General features: G+C 27.5%; 12 protein-coding genes and 1 pseudogene. 2 read left to right on the top strand and 11 right to left on the bottom strand.

Annotated elements, in window-relative coordinates; translation table 11 throughout:
- A pseudogene (locus tag B5E79_RS13485) lies at positions 1-216 on the top strand (hypothetical protein); the annotation flags it as partial.
- A 401-nt stretch (positions 217-617) separates the two neighbouring features.
- On the opposite strand, the gene B5E79_RS08445 reads toward B5E79_RS13485, so the two are convergent.
- The 5 genes from B5E79_RS08445 to xerA all read right to left on the bottom strand — a co-directional run bounded on the left by B5E79_RS08445 (position 618) and on the right by xerA (position 10116).
- The gene (locus tag B5E79_RS08445; protein ID WP_087297679.1) at positions 618-3338 is read right to left on the bottom strand and encodes an ATP-dependent DNA helicase; all 2721 of its coding nucleotides are present in this window, start codon (positions 3336-3338) and stop codon (positions 618-620) included.
- Positions 3339-3545: 207 nt separating this feature from the next.
- Positions 3546-6605: a type I restriction endonuclease subunit R gene (locus B5E79_RS08440; RefSeq protein WP_087297678.1), complete on the bottom strand. Its 3060-nt coding sequence runs from the start codon at positions 6603-6605 to the stop codon at positions 3546-3548.
- Position 6606: 1 nt separating this feature from the next.
- Positions 6607-7866: an FRG domain-containing protein gene (locus B5E79_RS08435; protein WP_158095489.1), complete on the bottom strand. Its 1260-nt coding sequence runs from the start codon at positions 7864-7866 to the stop codon at positions 6607-6609.
- A gap of 59 nt (positions 7867-7925) precedes the next feature.
- Positions 7926-9119 carry a restriction endonuclease subunit S gene (locus tag B5E79_RS08430; protein ID WP_206393172.1) on the bottom strand — a complete coding sequence of 398 codons (1194 nt, stop codon included), beginning with the start codon at positions 9117-9119 and terminating at the stop codon, positions 7926-7928.
- 10 nt (positions 9120-9129) lie between these two features.
- Positions 9130-10116: a site-specific tyrosine recombinase/integron integrase gene (gene xerA, locus B5E79_RS08425; protein ID WP_087297676.1), complete on the bottom strand. Its 987-nt coding sequence runs from the start codon at positions 10114-10116 to the stop codon at positions 9130-9132.
- A 159-nt stretch (positions 10117-10275) separates the two neighbouring features.
- On the opposite strand from xerA, the gene B5E79_RS08420 reads away from it, so the two are divergent.
- Positions 10276-10863 carry a restriction endonuclease subunit S gene (locus tag B5E79_RS08420; RefSeq protein WP_087297675.1) on the top strand — a complete coding sequence of 196 codons (588 nt, stop codon included), beginning with the start codon at positions 10276-10278 and terminating at the stop codon, positions 10861-10863.
- Here B5E79_RS08420 and B5E79_RS08415 read toward each other — a convergent pair.
- The 6 genes from B5E79_RS08415 to B5E79_RS08385 all read right to left on the bottom strand — a co-directional run bounded on the left by B5E79_RS08415 (position 10860) and on the right by B5E79_RS08385 (position 20356).
- Entirely contained in the window at positions 10860-11399 is a 540-nt protein-coding gene (locus tag B5E79_RS08415; RefSeq protein ID WP_087297674.1) for a restriction endonuclease subunit S, read from the bottom strand. The two genes, B5E79_RS08420 and B5E79_RS08415, sit on opposite strands and share 4 nt — an antisense overlap.
- Positions 11389-12900, bottom strand: coding sequence for a type I restriction-modification system subunit M (locus B5E79_RS08410; RefSeq protein ID WP_275532612.1), 1512 nt, complete (start codon positions 12898-12900; stop codon positions 11389-11391). The genes B5E79_RS08415 and B5E79_RS08410 overlap by 11 nt, the downstream gene beginning before the upstream one ends.
- Positions 12901-13647: 747 nt before the next feature.
- Complete coding sequence (locus B5E79_RS08400) at positions 13648-14487, bottom strand: hypothetical protein (protein ID WP_087297673.1); 840 nt, start codon at positions 14485-14487, stop codon at positions 13648-13650.
- A gap of 775 nt (positions 14488-15262) precedes the next feature.
- Positions 15263-16240, bottom strand: coding sequence for a virulence RhuM family protein (locus B5E79_RS08395; protein WP_087297672.1), 978 nt, complete (start codon positions 16238-16240; stop codon positions 15263-15265).
- Between the two features lie 293 nt (positions 16241-16533).
- Positions 16534-17637, bottom strand: a complete 1104-nt coding sequence (locus tag B5E79_RS08390) for a hypothetical protein (protein WP_087297671.1) — start codon at positions 17635-17637, stop codon at positions 16534-16536.
- A gap of 193 nt (positions 17638-17830) precedes the next feature.
- Positions 17831-20356, bottom strand: coding sequence for a DUF4268 domain-containing protein (locus tag B5E79_RS08385; RefSeq protein WP_087297670.1), 2526 nt, complete (start codon positions 20354-20356; stop codon positions 17831-17833).
- Between the last annotated feature and the right edge of the window lie 511 nt (positions 20357-20867).

The following is a 20867-nucleotide window of genomic DNA, read 5'->3' as shown; positions in this document are numbered from 1 at the left end:
TTGACATTTGATCAAAGACTGGAATTATTGGTTGATGCCGAAGTTGACAGTCAGCGTATACATAAGATAGAAAGACTGATCAATAATGCACATTTTGCGGAATCCAAAGCATCCATAACACAGATTAAATATTATGCAGACAGACATCTTGATAGAATCGTACCAAAATCACATACAATAAAGATACTAGGTGATAAATCAATGAGAAGTCGATAATAAATAAAAGGATCCTGATTAAACAATAATCAGGATTTCATTATTGATCAGATTGATCGGAATAGCTGGTCCGGATAATCAGAATGTCGAGAACAATGTTGGTTGATCAGGGATATCGGAATAGTTGGTCAGCATAATCGGAATGATTGGTCAACTTGAGCAGAATAATCAATTACAACTTATAGAAGGTATTTTTGATTATTTAATTTTATTATCAAAATGGCTCTCAACAGCAATCAGCATGGCTCTGCTCTGTTATACCAGAATATTCAGATAATCCATGAGATATATCCACCTTCATAATTCTTCAGTTGTTTAGGGTATGATTTATCCCATGATAATCTAGACCCCAATAACTGGAGAGTTCTCATTATTTTAGATTACCTTTAAATTAATTCTTATTATCTTTTTTTCTTTGCTTTTAAACCAAATTTATTTGCAAGAATACAAGCATCTTTAAACCCATCTTTCTTTTCAAAAGAATTCATAATTTTATTCATTGTTTCAGGAGTCCAATAAACAGCTAATTCATTTTTTGATCTAGTAATCGCAGTATAAAAAATATTATGTGTTATCTTTTCTTCAGAATCACTAGTAATCACTATTTTGACTGAATCATATTCTAATCCTTGAGCTTTATGAATTGAAACTGCATATGCAACCTGGAAAGGCATAACACTATCATATGATTCTACATCTTTATCAGAATCATCTTCTTTTGCTACACTAAATTCAATAATTGATTTACTTGATGCAGCATCATTACCTATATATTTAAGGCCTTCATAGTGTTTAACATCAAATTCATTAATACTTTTATTGAGTATAATTTGAAAAATTATTTCATCATCTTTATCATTGATATTATAAATCTTACCTTTTAAATTATTATGTATTAATGGAGAAAATCTATTTGAATCATTAAATAATATAGGATCTCCTACTTTATATGTATTTAATTTAAAGATATACTCTTTATTAAGATTACTACTTTGTAAAAATTTATTTATGTTATTTACACCATATAAACCATCATAATTTAAACATAATACAATCTCATCAATAGAAGTTTTACTAAATATTGAATTATCAATATTTTTTGTAAAATCATATGCAACCATTTTAGAAATCATATCATCTTTTATATTTCTAACAGATTGCCAAAAATCCAAAAGTTCTTCTTTTTCTGTTCTAAATGGTTTTGTTAATTCAAAAATAGATGATGAAGGAATAAAGTATCTTACGATTTTAAACCAATTTCCAAAATATATTGACTCAATTTGATAAATATCTCCCACTAGAATTAGTAAATCAAAATTAATGCTATTTAAAACTCTTGCCATATCTTGATTACTAACTGTGCTACACTCATCAATTATTAAAATATCATACGATAATTTTTTATTTATACTTGCTATTGTTGTAAAATCCGAATTTGATATATTAACTTTCTGTCTTAAATTCTCAACAGCTGGATTAGTATTTGCCAAATACAACTTTTTCTTATTAGCAAAAAATTTAGATATATAATTAATCAATGTTGTTTTACCAGTTCCAGCAGCTCCATAAATCATAGCAACAGATGACGAAATAAACAAATTTTTTAGAATTTGTTTTTTAGTATCATCATCTATCTGATTTTCTTGATTTGCTAGCCACCATTCAACAGAATCTTTATAACCTTCAATTCCATATTTTGATAATTCAAGAATTTTATTTATTATATTTATAGCATCTTTTTCATATTGACTAATATATAAATAATTTTTATATTCTAATAGCTTTCGATGTGTGTGTTTATAATATAATTTATTATTGTACTGTAAACTAAAATCATCAATTTGTTTAAAATTAATTAGTTCTGACTTATCAGTATATAATACTCCTCTATTTTCTGTATTTATTTTTATATAACGTGGTAAAAATTCAAACTCATGATTTTTGAAATCAAAACAATACATTAAGTCATATATTCTAGGATTATGTGCTTTAAGTGAAGTAACAAAAGGCATTTTATCAAAAGGAATACATCCATAATCTAAATACATTTTAGATAGATTATCATTTTCTTCTCCATATTGTTTTTTCAAAACTCTGTTATTCATAATATATAATAAATAACGTATTACATTTGATCCAGAAATATTATTATCAATAATATTTTTGCATTTATTTAATACATCAATATATTCTGCTTTTCTTACTGAGAAACTTATTTCACGCAAATATTCTTCAAAAAAGTATTGATCCAATTGTACCATATCTAATAAATTAATTTCATTTAATGTTAATATTTTCATTATATTTTTATATTCATTACTATTACTTTTTAAATCAGTTTTTATTCCTATCAATCTAGAAAAATTACTCAATTCACAAGGCCTAATTGAACATTCCCATCCCATTATTAAGGATATGGGCATTTCACTATCAATAACATTAATTTTATCTTGAACAATATCAACTTTTATTGCATAATTGGTCAATAATTTATATTTTGTAAAAGCTATCACTCTGTCAAATTTACTTATTTTATCATCAGCGGGAGTAAGTACAACTTCATAAATTAAATCATTATTTATGAAAATAGGTTTGAATTTTTGAACATAGCATCTTTGACCCTTTGAATTAGAAAATGGAGCATAATTTTCATACAAAGAAAATAGGTGATTAATTTTCAAATAATAATCATGAAGTTTTGGATCTATATCCATTGGATATTTATATAGCTTATCTAAAATATCAATATTATCTTCAGTTTTAACAAACTGCTTTATTTCTAATAAATATTCAAAATACTCTAACATTAATCTTTCTGATCCATCTTCATCCTGAATATAATGGGATTCTGTCATTTGTAGACAATTATGAAATTTATTCAAAAAAATCAATTTAGGATTTTTCTTTAAATATTTACTTGCTTCGCGTATTACATCCCAATTATATGATAGATTTTGTTTTGTAAACTTCATATAATATTTTACAGCCAATATCTCAACTAATGTACGAAATTGTGCTAATAAATTTTGTGAAATAAATCCTCTATTCTCTTCAGAAATCAAATTTAAATTTTTACAAATATTTTTATTAATATTATATAATTTATTATTTATATTATCCATTATAATTTATTCTCCCATTCGTCCTTCTAAGTCATTGTCTTTTTAAAATCAAATAATAAAATTGTTTCGAAAATATATTTTAATTGTCAGTACGTACCCAACCAGCAGGATAACTTCACAACTTATCTTAAGCGTCTATACAAACTTATCTTTTTATTATATTAGTTTCCTATTATCTTGTACTCAATATTTCATTTGTGATTATTTTCAAATATCAGTATTGTCTGCCCATAGTTCACATTGAATCATAACTGTTTGAACAGCATCAGACATTCCTTCTGGTGGATATCTATGTTTTTTTAATAGTTTTTTAATTAACATACGCATTTTTGCTCTTGCAGATTCTTTGCGTTGCCAATCAACTGTTTTATTTTTTCGTAATGTTTCTGTCAATTCTTTAGTTAATGCAATTAATTCATCATTCTCATAAAAATCTTTAATAGCTTGTGGTTTCGTTAAAGCATCATAAAAAGCCAATTCTTCATTAGTTAACCCTAACTTATTTCCTTCTTTTTGTGATTCTGAAATCTGCTTTGCTAAATTTAATAACTCCTGAATAACTTCTTCATTAGTTAACATTCCATTTAAATAACTATTTAGAGCTCTTTGAATTCTTTCGCTAAATTTTTCAGACTTAACTACATTTGTTCGTTTGTAAATGCTAACTTGTTCAGCAATTAATTTTTTCAATAATTCTACTGCTAAATTTTTTTCTTTCATTTTTGAAACTTCTTCTAAAAACTTAGAATCAAATATAGAAATCTCTTCTTTTACATCAGAAAACAAATTGATAACTCCATCACTTTTTATACTATATTTCAATAATTCATTTATTCTTTCATTCATTTCTTTTAAAGAAATTTTTTTATTTACACCTGTATTACTTAATCTCAAAACTAAGACACGAACTGATTCAAAGAAAGCCGCTTCAAAGCGTAAATCTTCTTCTACTAAAGAAGAACATAATGATAATGCTTGATGTAGCAATAATGATTCTTTGAGAAAATCTTGTTTTTCTTTTTCTCTGGATATATCAACAATAAAGTTGACTGCTCCACTAATTGTTTTTGCTCTTTCTAAGTCAGTTCCTTCCTTAAAATTAGAATAATCATATTCATAAAATAAATCTTGACATATAGATAATTTTTCTAAAAATTTAGGATATGCTACTTTAGCAATATCAGTATCGCCATAATTCTTTTTATCTCTAGAAGTATAATCATTCATAGCACGTTTTAAAGCTCCTGCTATTCCAACATAGTCAACAATAAGTCCACCTTCTTTATCTTTATAAACACGGTTAACACGTGCTATAGCTTGCATAAGGTTATGTCCAGCCATAGGCTTATATATGTACATAGTTGCTAAGGATGGGACATCAAAACCAGTAAGCCACATATCGACAACAATAGCAATTTTTAATTCACTTTCATTATCTTTGAATTTTTTTGCTAATTCATTTTTATATTTTTTATTTCCTATAATATCTCGCCATTCTTCAGGATCATTATTTCCAGAAGTCATGACAACTGCAACTTTTTGTGTCCAATTTGGGCGTAGATCCAAAATACGTTGATATATTTTCATAGCAATTGGTCTTGAATAAGCAACTATCATCGCTTTACCAGTTAATAAATGTTCCCTATTATTTTCATAATGATATAAAATGTCATCAACTAAAGAATTAATGGTGTCATCAGCCCCTAAAATAGCATCCATACGACTTAATTCTTTTTTACTTCTTTCAATGACTTCTTCATCAGCATTATTAGCCATTATTTCATATTCATTATCAATCAATTTCAAAGTTTCTTGGTCTAATTTTAATTTAACAACTCGACTTTCATAATATACAGGTCTTGTTGCCCCATCTTCAACCGCTTGTGTCATATCATAAATATCAATATAATTTCCAAAAACCTCTCTTGTACTTCTGTCTTTTGTCGAAATAGGAGTTCCTGTAAACCCTATATAAGTTGCATTTGGTAAACTATTACGTATCATTCTTGCAGTCCCAATAACTTTGGTGGCTATTTCTTCACCATCTTTATTTTTTGTTATTTTTATTTTTTCAGTCAATCCATATTGACCTCGATGAGCTTCATCTGCCATCACAACAATATTTCTTCTTTGTGATAATGAACTGTCATAATTTTCAAACTTTTGCATTGTTGTAAAGATAATTCCATTTGCTTTTCTACCTTCTAACAAAGATCTTAAATGTTCTCTATTTTCTGCTTGAATAGGTGTCTGTCTTAAAAAATCTTTACATTTTGAAAATTGTCCAAACAATTGATCATCCAAATCATTTCTATCTGTAATAACAACTATCGTTGGACTATTTAATTCCTCTTGTAATAAATGTGCATAAAATACCATAGATAATGATTTACCACTACCTTGAGTATGCCAAAAAACTCCACCTTTACCATCAGAAACCATAGCATTTTTCGTAGATTCAATTGCTTTCTTTACTGCAAAATATTGGTGATATCCTGCTAAAATTTTAAATTTTTCTATACCATCATTAGAAAAACATACAAAATTTTTAATAATATCTAATAATCTTTCTTTTTGGAACATTCCTTCAAAAAAAGTATCAAATTGAGCATGTTGTGTATTCTCTTTATTACCATCCACTGTTTTCCATTCCATGAAACGATCAATCCCAGAAGTAATAGTTCCAGCCCTAGAGCTCAATTGATCACTCATTACACATATAACATTGTAAACAAACATACTAGGAATTTCTTTCATATAATTTCTTAGCTGCCTATATGCATCTGATACATCAGTTTCTTCTCGAGAAGGAGATTTTAATTCCATTAATACAACGGGAATACCATTTAAAAATAATATAACATCAGGTATTTTTGTGCTATTTTCAATAAATGTCCACTGATTAGCAATAACAAATGAATTATTATCAATATTTTTATAATCAACAAGATAAACGATATCTGACTTTTCTTCACCATTATCAAAATAATTAACAGTTATTCCATTTTGTAAATAATCCATAAATACTATATTCTTTTGAACTAAAGAACCATTTTCAATATTTCTTAACTTATTTACCGCTTCCTGCAATGCAGTGTATGATAATCCTCTATTGATATTATGTAATGAATTTTCTAATTCTTCTTCATAAAATGGACTATAAAAGTCTCTTTCAATATTTGGACCATAAACATGTTCATAACCCATATTTTCAAATAATTCTATTATTGAATTTTCATAACTAGCTTCCGTAAATAACTGTTCCATACTATTCTCCATTCTCATTGTTAATCATATGCTTTTTTATTAACTCATTCATAATATTCATTATATTGTCAACTAAAAATTCAGGATTTTTTCCATTCAACAGATTTACACTTGATAAACAATAGGTACTAATGCTTCTCCTAATCTTGCTTCGTATATTTTCTCTTTTATACCAATCAACTACTAAATTATCTTTAACAATTTCTAAAATACTCTTGCACTCATTTTTATCTAAACAAGTAGATAAAAACTTTTCTATTTCAGTAATAAACTCTTTATTTAATATTTCTTCATTAACATTTTCATAGTCAATTATATTTTTATAATTCTCTTCATATTGATGAAAATCACTAACAGGATGTGTTTGATCTTGATGGATAAATTTAATATAACTTAATTGATGTTCCAATTCTGGAAATAAGGTTGACTCATTTATTCCCAATAAATCAAGTTCTTTAAGAATTAAGTTTTTATTTTCACCTAGCACATAAAAGTAGTTATCATCAAATTCACTTCTCAAATTTCTTGAACTCTTTGTGATAATTCCCTTCTCAACCGCATCATTAATTTCAACAGTAAATGAACTAACTAACAATAGTACTCCACTTTGCTTTTTTAATCTTTCATTACTATAAGTTGGAATAATCAAGTAATTACTTTGGATAATATCAATAAATTCTTTTATATGTTCCTTTTCTAACCACTTTTTTCTGTTATCATTACTTATAATATTTTCTTTAACTAATTTATCTAAAACATCCTTAATTGTATTTTCTCTATCTAAATTATATTTAGCTAAAGTGGTAACAATTCTAACATTAATATCATTTACTTGCGAAGGATAATATTTAGCAAAATACACAACCCCGTTTGGTTCTTTTTCCTCATCTTGATATCTAATTTTACCATGAAGTTTACATGCAAAATACAAAGCAACCAGTGGATTTGTGGTAAGGTCAAGTAGCCTAGTACACATGCCATAATGTTGATATTTTGTCATGATATCAAAAGTATCATTCAAATCTCTAAAATCAAAAGGATTTTTTTGTAATGGAATTCTCATAAGCTTATGTTCAACACTGAGCATATCATTTCTGAAAACGCTAGGTACTATTCCCCAGAAATCTACTTCTTGTCCTCTAAAGTAAATTTCCGTAGATGATCCATCTTCATCACTTCTCAATTTTTTTATTACATCAATAAATGCACCAACTGAAGTGATTTCGATACCATAACCCAAATTAGAATCTTTATTTTCCATTGATCTCCCTCCTTCCATATCTATTATAAAGTTACATACATAAACAATAATTTAGCGGCTTAAAACTCAATGTCGGAAACATCAATTTCACCAGACATCAATTTTGGTAAAAGAGTGTCTCTTAGGAGTTTAAGTTTTTCTATTTCTTTAGAATTAGAATAAATTTCTTCTGTCATTGCACGAGCAATTATGTCAAAAGAATTTAATTTTTCTTCTGAAGGCACATATATAGGATGTTTTACAATGTGTGTAACCTTTATACTTGGTTGTACAGAACCAATATTATATGAGACTAAGTCATTTTTTATATAATTTAGGTATTGATATATGTATAAAGGAGATATTCCTTTACTTCTAAAACCTACAACATTTTGAGCGATACAGCCGATATTACCAAGATATATTTTCATTTCAGCAAGACTTCCAACTGTTGAAATAAGAATGTCATAAGGTTTAGGATGACCACTTCTAAACCAACTATTATAAGTTTCCTCTAAGACATATTTTGTGCAGTTATTATAATCAACAATTCTTGATGTACCTGAAAGTGCTCTTACATCAATAATTGGATAGTTTGTTGGTTCAGATGACAGAGGGGGTGTTTTTCCCCTGTTATCAATACTTGTAACTAAATCACCAAGAGTTGTACTTGATTCAGTAAGCGAATCAATATATTCAGAGAATAATTCTTTAAATATTGCACAGAGTTGCTGCTCTAAATTATTGTTTATCTTATTATTCAATTCAATTTTATTATCTATTAAATCTAATATTGATGCTATTTTTCTTTGCTCATTTTTTGATTTAGGAATTTTCACTTCAAAATGCTTCATTACAGTTGCTGATACTTCTTTAAATGTAGTACCACTTCCTATATTTTCTATATTACTTTTATTATACTTTAATAGATAATACAAAAATAAATAATCTATGTTCTCATTAGGAACTATACTTTTAAATCCTTGATTAGTACATAATTCTTTATTAGCAATTGCAATATAGCCTATAGGTGCTCGTGAAGAAAAAAGTATTGAATTTTTAGGGATCAATCGAGTTGAACAACTTTTTAATCCTAATTCTGTTATATTTCTTTCTCCTCTATCAATATATCTGTCCTTAAAACAAGATAAATCTTTTGGCGTTATCCAAGAAATATTTCCATTTTCATAATTCTGTATTTGTTTAGTTGATGGTGTAGCACCTCCTACTATCATACCTAAATCTGATAGTTTACAAGTTATCCAATCTTTCACAAAAATCCCCCTATCCAATATATTTCTTATGTGCGATTTTTACATTACTTTGCTTAACCATTGCATATTGCAATGTTGTATCAATCTTTTGATGCCCTAATAATTTTTGCAATTGTTCAATGGGCATTCCTTTATCAATTGCCTTTGTTGCTAACGTCCTTCTAAATTTGTGAGGATGAGCTTTATGGATATCTAATTTTCTCCCCATCTCTCTAATTCTTGTTTCTATCCCGCTAATGGTAATACGATTAAATGGCTTTCTTAAAGTAACAAATAATGCTTTATTATCATCATTTCGACTATTTAAATAATTTTGTAAATGTATTTTTGTTCTAGCATCAAAATAAACGATACGTTCTTTATCACCTTTACCAAACACAACACATTCTCTTTCATTAAAGTTAATATCATCTTTATTTAACAACACTAATTCACCAACACGCATCCCAGTTGAAGCCAAGATATCAATTAAAGCTAAATCTCGCAAATTATCACAATTATCTCTCATTAATTCTAATGATTCATCACTATACGTTTCTTTAATAACAGAAGCAGATTTAACCTTATGTATTCTTCTAACAGGACTTTTTATAATAAAATCTTCATCCTCTAACCAAGAAAAGAAACTAGATAATATTCGTCGTATGTTATCAATTGTCACTCTACTTGATCCATGTTCTTCCTGATATTGTGTTAAATAATCTCTTAAATCATTAGTTGTAACATTTTTAATAGATTTATTTATTGAATTAAGTACTATTTCAATAGTTGATTTATAATATTTAAGTGATTTTTCAGAGCATCCTTCTAATCTTTTGGCTGATAAAAATGAATCTATATAGTGTTGATTCGTTTTGTCATTTGTTGCACTTTGAATCTCTTCAATTTGGTAATTAGACAATACTTTTATAAGTATGCAATTTAATTTTTCATATTGATTATCATCTAAACATGTAACCATATCATGTAATATCATATTTTTTATAATTTCATTCATATATATTCTCCTTTTTCGAGAACACATAGAGAGTGGTTGTTCTTCTTATTAACTCTTGCCACTCACAAGAGTTTTACATATATAAACAATAATTTAGAGCAGCAAGCACGAGCTCTTTATAAGTCTTGGTTTATCGATTTTGAACCTTTTGGTGGCGTAATGCCCATAGATTGGAGAACGGGTCAACTTAAAGATATTTTAAAATTGAAACGCAACTCAATCAAAGCTGGACAAAACACAGAGTTACCATATCTTCCAATTGATGTAATACCAATGAAAACGTTCGCAATCTCAGAATTCAAACTTAACGAAGAGGCAAAAAGCAGTTTAGTAACATTTTCAAAAAATGACATTATCATTGGTGCAATGCGTGTGTATTTTCACCGTGTTGTTTTAGCTCCTTGTGATGGAATTACAAGGACAACTTGTTTTACATTAGTGCCACATAATCCTGAATACCTTTCATATTGTTTGCTTTGTTGTGACTTAGATAGTAGCATCGAATATGCACAGACAACTTCAAAAGGTTCCACTATGCCATATGCTATATGGGATGGAGGATTAGGAGATATGGAAATCTCAATTCCATCTTTAAAAGTAGCAAAAGAATTTAACGATGTCATATTACCAATGTTGGAAAAAATACAATCGTCATATTATGAGAATACATACTTAAAAGAGTTGCGTGATTCCTTGTTGTCAAAGTTAATGTCAGGTGATATTGATGTTTCAAGAGTAGAAATTTAATAAGCTAAATTATTGTTTATCTGATTATTCAGTTTAATTTTGTCATCTAATATACATAATACAGATGATATTTTCTTTTGAATTGCAAACTCAGGAATCTCTAATTGTATTTTTCTAAACTCTGCTTGTTTAATACCTGTAACTGTTGTTCCAGATTCTCTAGATTTTAATAAATACTGTCCATTTGGAGATTGTAAAAAATACAACAAATAATCGTTATCTAAAATACCTTTTTTCCCTCGTAAAGTTAATAACCTTTGTGCAATTGCCACATCATCCCTATCTAATTTAGCAACCTCCCCAAGAGGTGCTTCGGTAGTTAATAAAACATCTCCTTTTTTAGGAAAACCTCTAACCATAAATTTTTTATATTCATCAGATGAAATATAATAACATTTTGAATAATCAATATATCCATTTTTAATAGTTTTAGCACTTAATGTTGGTATACCCTTTTCTGATTTTTTTGGAGTTTTACCTCTATAATCAATAATTACTTCTAAAACATCAGCCATCGTATATGTGTTATATTTCATATCCAATGACTCCTAACTTCTTACGTATTTCTTCTTCTAATTCATGAGATTTTTCAAACATGTCAGATAATTCAGAAGTTAAACGTTGCATTTTAACATCAAAGGGTTCTCCATCATCCTCTTGTTGTTCAATTCCTACATATCTGCCAGGAGTTAAAATATAATCTTGTTTTCTAATTTCTTCTGTTTCTACAACAGCACAGAAACCTTTTACATTTTCTAATGTTCCATTTTGAAATTCTTCAAATATATTTGCAAGTTTTTTTATGTCTTTTTCATCGTCAAAATCACGATGTTTTCTATCTACCATATGTCCCATTTTACGAGCATCTATAAATAACGTTTTTCCTTTTTGTTTTTTATTTTTTGATATAAACCAAAGAGTAACGGGAATTGTAACACTATAAAATAATTGAGGAGGTAGAGCAACTATTCCTTCTATAAGATCAGCTTCAATAATATTTTTACGTATTTCTCCTTCACCCGACGTCTGTGATGATAATGCGCCATTAGCTAGAACCAAACCAATTTTCCCATTTGGCGCTAAATGATGTATCATATGTTGAATCCAAGCAAAGTTTGCATTTCCAGCAGGTGGAATACCAAATTTCCAACGTTTATCATCTTTTAATTTATCCTGCCCCCAATTTGATAAGTTGAAAGGTGGGTTTGCCATAATAAAATCGGCTTTTAAAGTTGGATGTAAATCTTCAAAAAATGTATCTGCATGATAAGGCCCAAAATTTGCATCTATTCCTCTAATAGCCATATTCATTTTTGCCATTTTCCAAGTATCAGCATTTGACTCTTGTCCATAAACAGAAATATGATTTCTATTTCCACTATGAGCCTGTAAAAATTTAACACTTTGGACAAACATTCCCCCAGATCCACAACACGGATCGTATACTCTACAATTATCAAATGGTTTTAAAATTTCAACAATCGTTTTAACAATGCTTGACGGTGTATAGAATTCACCACCCTTTACTCCTTCATATGCAGCAAATTGTTGTATACAATATTCATATGTTCTTCCTAATAAATCTTTACTTTCTTCTGTGTTTCCCATATCCATATTAGTAAATAAATCAACAACGTCTCCTAATACTCTTTTATCAAGATCAGGACTTGCATAATTTTTTGGAAGCACATTTTTCAAAGTTTTATTTTCTTTTTCAATTGCCCTCATAGCATTATCAATAACTTTACCTATTTCTGGAGTATGTGCAGCTGACGATATTTGTTCCCATCTTGCTTCTTCAGGAACATAGAAAACATTTTCTTCAATATAGGCATCTCTATCATCCTCAAACCCATATCCTTCCTTGACTAAATCATTGTACCTTTTCTCAAAGGCACTTGAAATATAACGTAAAAATATTAATCCAACTATAACCTTTCTATATTCGGCAGCGGGTATGTGACCCCATAAAACACAAGCTGCATCCCATATTTGTTTTTCAAATCCAATATTTGCATTATTACTTGCCACTATCATCATCCTCTCTTTTTGTTAGTAAGATTTCTAATGCATCGTCAACTGTACAATTTAAGCCTCTAAAAATTTTGATAAATAATTCCATTGATACAAATTCATTTCTAGAAAGTTTTGCTAAAGTATTTTGACTTATATCTACTATTTAGCAAATTCTGTTTCCTTTAAATACTTATCTATCAACATTTAGAAAAACTTATTGTAGCAAACATCTATATTCTATCTTCCTTGACAAATATCTGCTAAATAATATTATAAAATATTTTTGTAAACAAAAAAATACTTTCTTTATATTTGGCAAGTTTTTTGTAAATATGGTTTTTGTAAATATCGAAAGTATTTTCAATAAAATAAATATCTATACTTATTGAATATGTGATAAAAATCATTCATTATACAGTTCTTTATATTTCATAATATAACTATAAATAGAATAATGACATATTCATTGATTAATAGATTTTTTAATTTTTTTATACTGCTTTTTGATTTTATGATTTTAATAAATTTTAATTCACTTTCCAAATCAAACCATTTATTCTAAACAAACATTAATATTTTTATATCCAATATTAGTTTGAATAGTTAATTATGCAATACTATATTAAAAAGTGAAAAATTATCATTTTAATCTTTTATGAATTAACACATTCAACAAATAGACTTTAATCAAAACATCTATATTCCCCATACTATTATTTATCATCTAGCTAAATTATAAAACTTTTAAATATTTATTTTATATACATTTTAAACTGTTTGTTTTTTGCGTTGAATAATCTTTGATACCAGTATCAAAGCAATCCCTATAACAAGCACTATCATCCCTATAATCTGCATCATACTTGTATTGATGTACATTGCTCTCCCTAAGAAATGATTTGTAAGTTCAAATCCAATACTTTGAGCAATACTTGGAATAATCCATGCAACAACAATTCCCACAATGAACACTGGTATGCCTAAATGCATCATAATTTTATTCAGTGATTGTTTCCAAGAAACAATCAAATAAACACTAATAATCAAAACAATCAGAAGAATAAACCTAAAGATCCAAGATGTTATAAACTGATACATCTTCATAAGCATTGATTGAACATCAGGTAAATAACTTGTATTTATAAGAGAATCAGTATACGTTTGAATTGATGATTCAATATCCTGACTTTTTTCAAGAAGTTGTGAAAGAATGACTTGTTGCTGTGATTCACTTATTTCAATATTTAAATGATTTTCTATTGTATTAATCGTTTCATTTGCTAATGTGACTAAATCATTGGAAATATCAGGATATTGAGGAACTTGATTGTTTGATATAGCATCACTCATTGCATCAATATACTTACCTGTAATTGTATCAAGAGCTTCTGAATTTCCAAGAGCCTCTTGAATATCAACCAATGTATCAATAGGTGTATCAGGAAAAGCTTCATCAACGACATCCATAATACGAATGGCTACTGCGTGACCAATAGCTCCTTCATTAACCGTTTGAACAATCATATCTTTTGCTGAAAAGCTGATACACATTAAACAAACAACAATACCAACAATAATATCAAAAAGTATAACCTTACCTTGTTTCATATTCTTTACTCCTTATGCTTACTTTCTTCATCATCATTATATTAGAAAAAATATATTTTAAAAGAACCACCATATGGAAACCATGCAAATCAATACATATAAATCTTCTTTAATCAATTATAATACTTATAATTGGATAAAATAAAGCTAAAATATGTCTTTATTTATTTTATAAGTTAATCGATAAATCAATAACTCCATTTTTATTTGGTCATTTATTTAGTCATTTTATTGGTCATCGCTATCATAAAAATTCTTTGACGTATGAAATTCTTTTAAAACTAAAAAATCAAACAATAAATAGCATTCAGGCTGTTGGCAAACAAAAAGCCAACAGCCTAAAAGAAGATGTTATAGATTCCTCTATTTTGCATCCTTGAGCCATTTTTTATTTTACCGATGTGTCTTTGCTCTCACACATCATCAAATTCTCGGTCATTTTTTATTTTACCGACGAGTCAGAACCGTCACTCGTCATCATAGGATGTCTTGAGGTTAAATAACTCATTATTAATAAATATTATACTTATTTAAATAATAAAATCTATAATTTTCAATACTAAATCAACCATAAAATTTTTCAAAAATGAAAATATTATTTTTGGAAATAAATTAATAAATGATTTATCTTTAAAGCAAAAAGGAATTCATTAACAATCACAAAAATTGATTATTTTAATTCATAGTTCATGTCTATTCTTACAATAATAGTTTTAAATAGAAATCATTGATTTTTTGACACTAAACTAAATTTCAAACATAGTAATAGATGAAGTTACTTCAAATTCTCTAACTCCTTTATTGCATCTAAATAATCTCTTTCTACATCACTTAATGTTCTTGCTTTATATTTCTTATACTCTGTTTCAGCTTTTTCCATAGCTTGTTGGTGAGAAACCGAACCATTGCCAACTAATAATTGTTCTCCAGTGACCGTTAAAATATTATCTAGGTGTTTGACCCAGTCTTCCATTGTCATCACTTGTTCACGCTGTGCTTGTCTTTCTGCAAAATCAAGATATCCTGACACAAGTTGCCCCATTGCCTTTAGCTCTTTTTCATTGAGATAATTCTTTGCAATTTTTGCTTCTCTTAGTGTTGGTTGATTACCTGCAAAAGTAGTTAAACCCATAAATTCCTTTTCAGCATCTGCTCTATGATAAATAACTTCAGCTGCAGTCTCACCATGAATAGCATAATGAATCTTATTTTGTACTTTTTTAAAGAATTGGATAGAAACATCAGCTGTTGGATCATAATCAATACTTGTAGCATATATTTCAAGTATCTGTCTATAAAATACTTTTTCAGATGCGCGAATATCTCGAATTCTTTCAAGCAACTCTTTAAAGTATCCTCCACCGCCTAGTTCTTTTAAACGATCATCATCAAGCACAAAACCTTTTTTCATATATTCTTTAATAAGATTAGTTGCCCATATTCTAAATTGAACTCCTCGTTTTGATTTTACACGATAGCCAACAGAGATAATTACGTCTAGATTATAGTAATCAACATGATATGTTTTTCCATCACTGGCAGTTGTTGCAAAATTTGCAACAACTGATTCTTTAATTAATTCGCCTTCATCAAAAATATTTTTAATATGCCTAGATATAGTAGATTTATCCCTCTGAAATAATGATGACATTTGATCTAACGATAACCAAACTGTTTCATCATTAAAAGTTGTTTCTATTTTCACCAAACCATCTTCTGTTGTATAAATAATCATTTTTGAATTATTATCCATTGTCATATTTCTCCTGGTATATTATATATTTAGTCTCTTATTTAAACATTATATCATAAAGTGATTTAACTATCATTTGCTTTTATTTTAATTTAAGTTTTTCATTCTCTTTTTCATTCTCTTTTTTATAAATCAAAAATTGTTCTTCAAATTAAATTTCTATTGACTTTAGAAAATAAAAAAGTGCTTCTATTCATATAGAAACACCTTCTTCGAAAATATAATTATTTATAGAGGTTTATAATGTATATTATGAAATATTCAAATTTTGATTTATACCTTATAATATATAATTATTTTGCATTGTCATTTTTAATTGCAAATTCAATTGATAAGATATTAGGAATTGTATCATGATTATTTAAATCAAAAATTTTCTTTGCTTCCTCTATTGGATTAATATTAGGAGAAGTAACTAGTGTATCAAATGATTGTAGAGAGACATTTCTCAATGATTCATTTTTTATAATATCATCTCTAACACTTTTTGAAATAAAATAATCTTCAGTATATAAAAATATTATGTAATTAATGATTGATAACTTTAATTCAAGAGGCAGTTTATTAAATTTTTTATAAAACTTTCTATATCTCTTATGTGTATTTTCTACAAACATTAAAATCTCCGTTTTGCTTTCAAAAGGGAAAATACAAATATGTAAGTTTGCAATTTTATATTTACAATCTTTATTATAAATATTATTTATAATTGCTCCATCTAAATCTGTTATTAAAGCCACAGTACCTTGAAATGCAATAGGAACTGTATAGTCCAATTTAATACGACTAAACAAATAATATTCTGTATTATCTTCCTTTTGACTTAACCGCTTCGCCTTGTAAAAACAAGACAAATATTCTTTCAAATCTAACATTTTCACTTCTTCATATAGTCTTTCAATTCCGATAGGATAATTAATTCCTAATTCTCTAGATGCTTTAGGCATTTCAAGTTCAATATTTCTTTTATCTATTTGTTTCAAATAATTCTTCATGGCGATTTCAGCTAACATTTTTCCACTGATTTTATCATTATAGCTAATAGGATTCTCGTATGTTTGAAAGGCTGTATTATCACATTTTTGACATATCAAATGAAAAGTTCCAGAATTTTTAATTCCTTTTTCTGTATCCATAAATGGTAAATCTATTAATTTATTAGAATAATATACCTTTCCTTGATTTGCAATTTGTTTTAAACAAAACGCAGGTATACTATGAGAATTGCAAAAACTGTCTACTTCTCTTCCACATATCAAACATCTACTTTTTTTAGAAGTCCTTCTTGCTTTAGATACAACTTGATTTATTTTCTTTTTGTATTTAATTTTATCTTTTTCTATTATTTCTTTATCAATGTCACTTAATTTAAAATTAGTGAAATCAACATCTTTCATTGTTGTTCCCTCCGACTATAAATATTTAATATTAACTATTTTTATATCAAACATCTAAGATCATTTCTCTTAACGATAGATACTTAAAGATAAGAAACAATTTCATTCCCTTAAATATTTTTCTGCTATATCATTAAATTTATCTGCTTGTCCTTTTAACCAATAAAAAAGTTACTAAATCAACTAATGAATTTTAGCGCAAGTACGGAACAATTACATCATAGAATTTTTTACTCCATTCAGCATGAAATCTCGCCATTTGAAGCCAATCTACTTCATTTTCAATACTTACATTATTCAATTGATAAAAAATCTTCGACGCCTTTGCTTCATCGTTCCTATTCCAACTCAAAGAAATTCCTAAGCTTGCTTCAATTTTCTCTTTATTTACAATTAGCATATCAAAAGTTTTCTTATTAATCTCTTTATCAGATTTTCCTAAATACATTTCTACTCTCGCAGAATCATAATTAGCAACACAATTAATTGAAAAACCACTAACACCTATAAATCCAGAAATATAATTTTCTATCGTTGCATTAACATTGCTAAAAGATTTATCTCCATGTGCTTCATGAATAAAATCAAGTGCATAAGTCCAATAGCGTCTTCTCAATTCGAAACGGCTACCCGGTTCATCTTCATTCTCCTCGTTTTCATCTCTTAAATAAAACACAAAATCATCAGGATCGACATCATACAATTTTACTAGCCTGCGTAAAATAGATAATTTCATATCAGTACTTGTGTTTTTCTCTGTATAGATATTTTCATCAATTTCTAGCGCAGATCTTAACGTATTTTTATTATCACTAAAATATACCGATAAATCATAATCTCCTTTTTGTGCTGCTAAGTGATTTAATACTGATTTTTCATCAGCATGTAGCAACTTCACGACTCTTTCATACATATCTACCCAACTTGTTACTGGCTGTTCAGCTTTTTTAAAACTAAATCGAACAATTTGTCTTCCACTTAAAGAAATATCTTCTCCTAACGTAACGCTATCCATCTGTTTTTCAGCAGGTAAATAATCTGTTATAGGTGCAGACCATATTTGTAATGCTTTATTTTTTAAATAATCACTTCTATCTTTAAGTTCAGCTAATGTCCATTTATCCTTTTGAGCAATATAAGTATTCATTCGTATTCCACTGTCTAAAAAACCATTTTGCATATTTTTCTTTTCTACGAAAGAGCTATTACTATATTTTGAGTTATAAGCAGTCAAAGTTAAATTCGCAATTCTATGAAGCCACTCCTCGTGAATTAATTCATAATTTTCACCAAGTTCTTTTTGCCATAATGGAGTAAGATGTTGGGGCATTATATGTTCAATTGAATATGTTCCATCATCACAATGACCATAAATATCCTTATCCTCAACAGTGCCAAAATTTTCAATACGTTCTAGGATATAGATTTTATTTTTACTATTCATTAAATAAATTTGTCGTTCGGTAAAATCACGAGCAAATTCATCATCATTTGGAAAACGTGCTCTATCTTTTTTTGATAATAATGTATATTTAAATTTAGATACGTAATCATTATCAGTTCCATCGTATCGAATAATCTCTCTATGCAACATCAAAAAAATTTTATTTAAAGCATTTGTTGGTAAATCACAAATATTTCTTCTAAACAAGTAATTTTCAGTTGTTATAAAAATATCCGAAACATCATCAATATTCAATTTATTTTCATCAAATAATCTTAAAACTTCCAAAAAAAATGGTCTCGTTACTGTTGTTTCTAAACGATTCAATCTATAGATACAAGCATTCAATATTTTATCAACACTATTTCCGTTTAGAAGTACTTGATATCTTTTAGCATATGCCAACATATCTTTCAATAGTTCTTCTGTTTCAATTTTTGTATATTCAACAAATTCTTTAAAATTAATATACACTTTCTTTTGAGATGGAATTGCTTGTTGTTTAATACTTAAGTAATCTCTGATAAAAGAACTAACATCATATTTAGTACAAATTTCAATTTTATTCCAATACTTATCATAATATTCATTTTGAACATTTGCTGGTAATCCCATTAAAATAAAATTGCGAATTTTATCTCCTTCACTAAGATCTAGTCCAGTAGAGTTCAAACTCTCAAAAATCAATTGAGGATTATCATCATTGCTAAGTGTGATATTAATAATTTCAAGCTTACAAATAGCATCGAATAATTCATCAACTGTAACCTCTTGTTTTTTTATGCGATCATAAAAATAATTGTAATTCGTAGTTAGATTTGAATCGCGTATATATTCATCTTCACTATTAAACAACTTATCAAATGCCTCTCTATCATTCTTAACTGGTTTTAATTTAATACGTGTTTCCTTTGGCTGATATTTATCAACCAAAAAGTCTTCATAAATTTGATTTGCTAATGTTTTTTCCTCGACTACAACTAATTCTTTTGAAATTAGGTTATACATTGCCAAAAGTAACAACGAAACAGTTGTTAAACGCTGTTGACCATCAATAACAAGAAACTCAGTATTTCTACCAGAAGACTCATATACTGATACTAAGCTACCAAAAAAATGACTATTTCTGTGATTTTTAACAACCTTTACCAAATCATCATAAAGTTGCTTACAATTTTCAGTCTTCCAATCATAATTTCGCTGATACACAGGAATTATAAAACGTTTCTTTGAACCATCCATATATTCAATCAATCTGCATTCTGAACCTTTCAAAATTATACCACCATCCTGTTTTTTGACTCATCTTATACAATTTAATTTGATATAAAAATTATATTACGACCATACGTATCTCTTCATTAACAAAAATTTCACGATAGCAACATTAAATAGAAGATCGTATATCGTTATAATTATACTTCTATGCACATAAACTCTCAATAAAAATCAAACTAAATAATTATTTCAATATAAGTGTAAAATGTAATAAAATTACTTACACACTTTTATTGAAAAATATATTAAAAAGAAGTTGGTTTGACCTGCTTCAATCATTTCCTTAATAACTATTTTCTCAGCAGTATTTCTAATGTTATTGCAGGCTTTGACTGCTACTCTTATTTTTTTATTTATGATGAATATGTTTTGCCTTTGTTTACCACTCTTTTTTCTCTTCACTTGTAGCTTTCATTCGAAAATAATGTAAGTACCCATAGAGTACACTTTTAATCGCTAAATTTGATATCTTTTTCTAAGCAAAAATGACCCATTTTTTAACTTTTTA

Origin of the sequence: Massilimicrobiota sp. An134, assembly GCF_002160815.1 — a bacterium.
Classification (GTDB): Bacteria; Bacillota_I; Bacilli_A; order Erysipelotrichales; family Coprobacillaceae; genus Allocoprobacillus; species Allocoprobacillus merdigallinarum.
The sequence above is the reverse complement of the archived record's forward strand: the minus strand, read 5'-3'. Positions and strand labels throughout refer to the sequence as shown.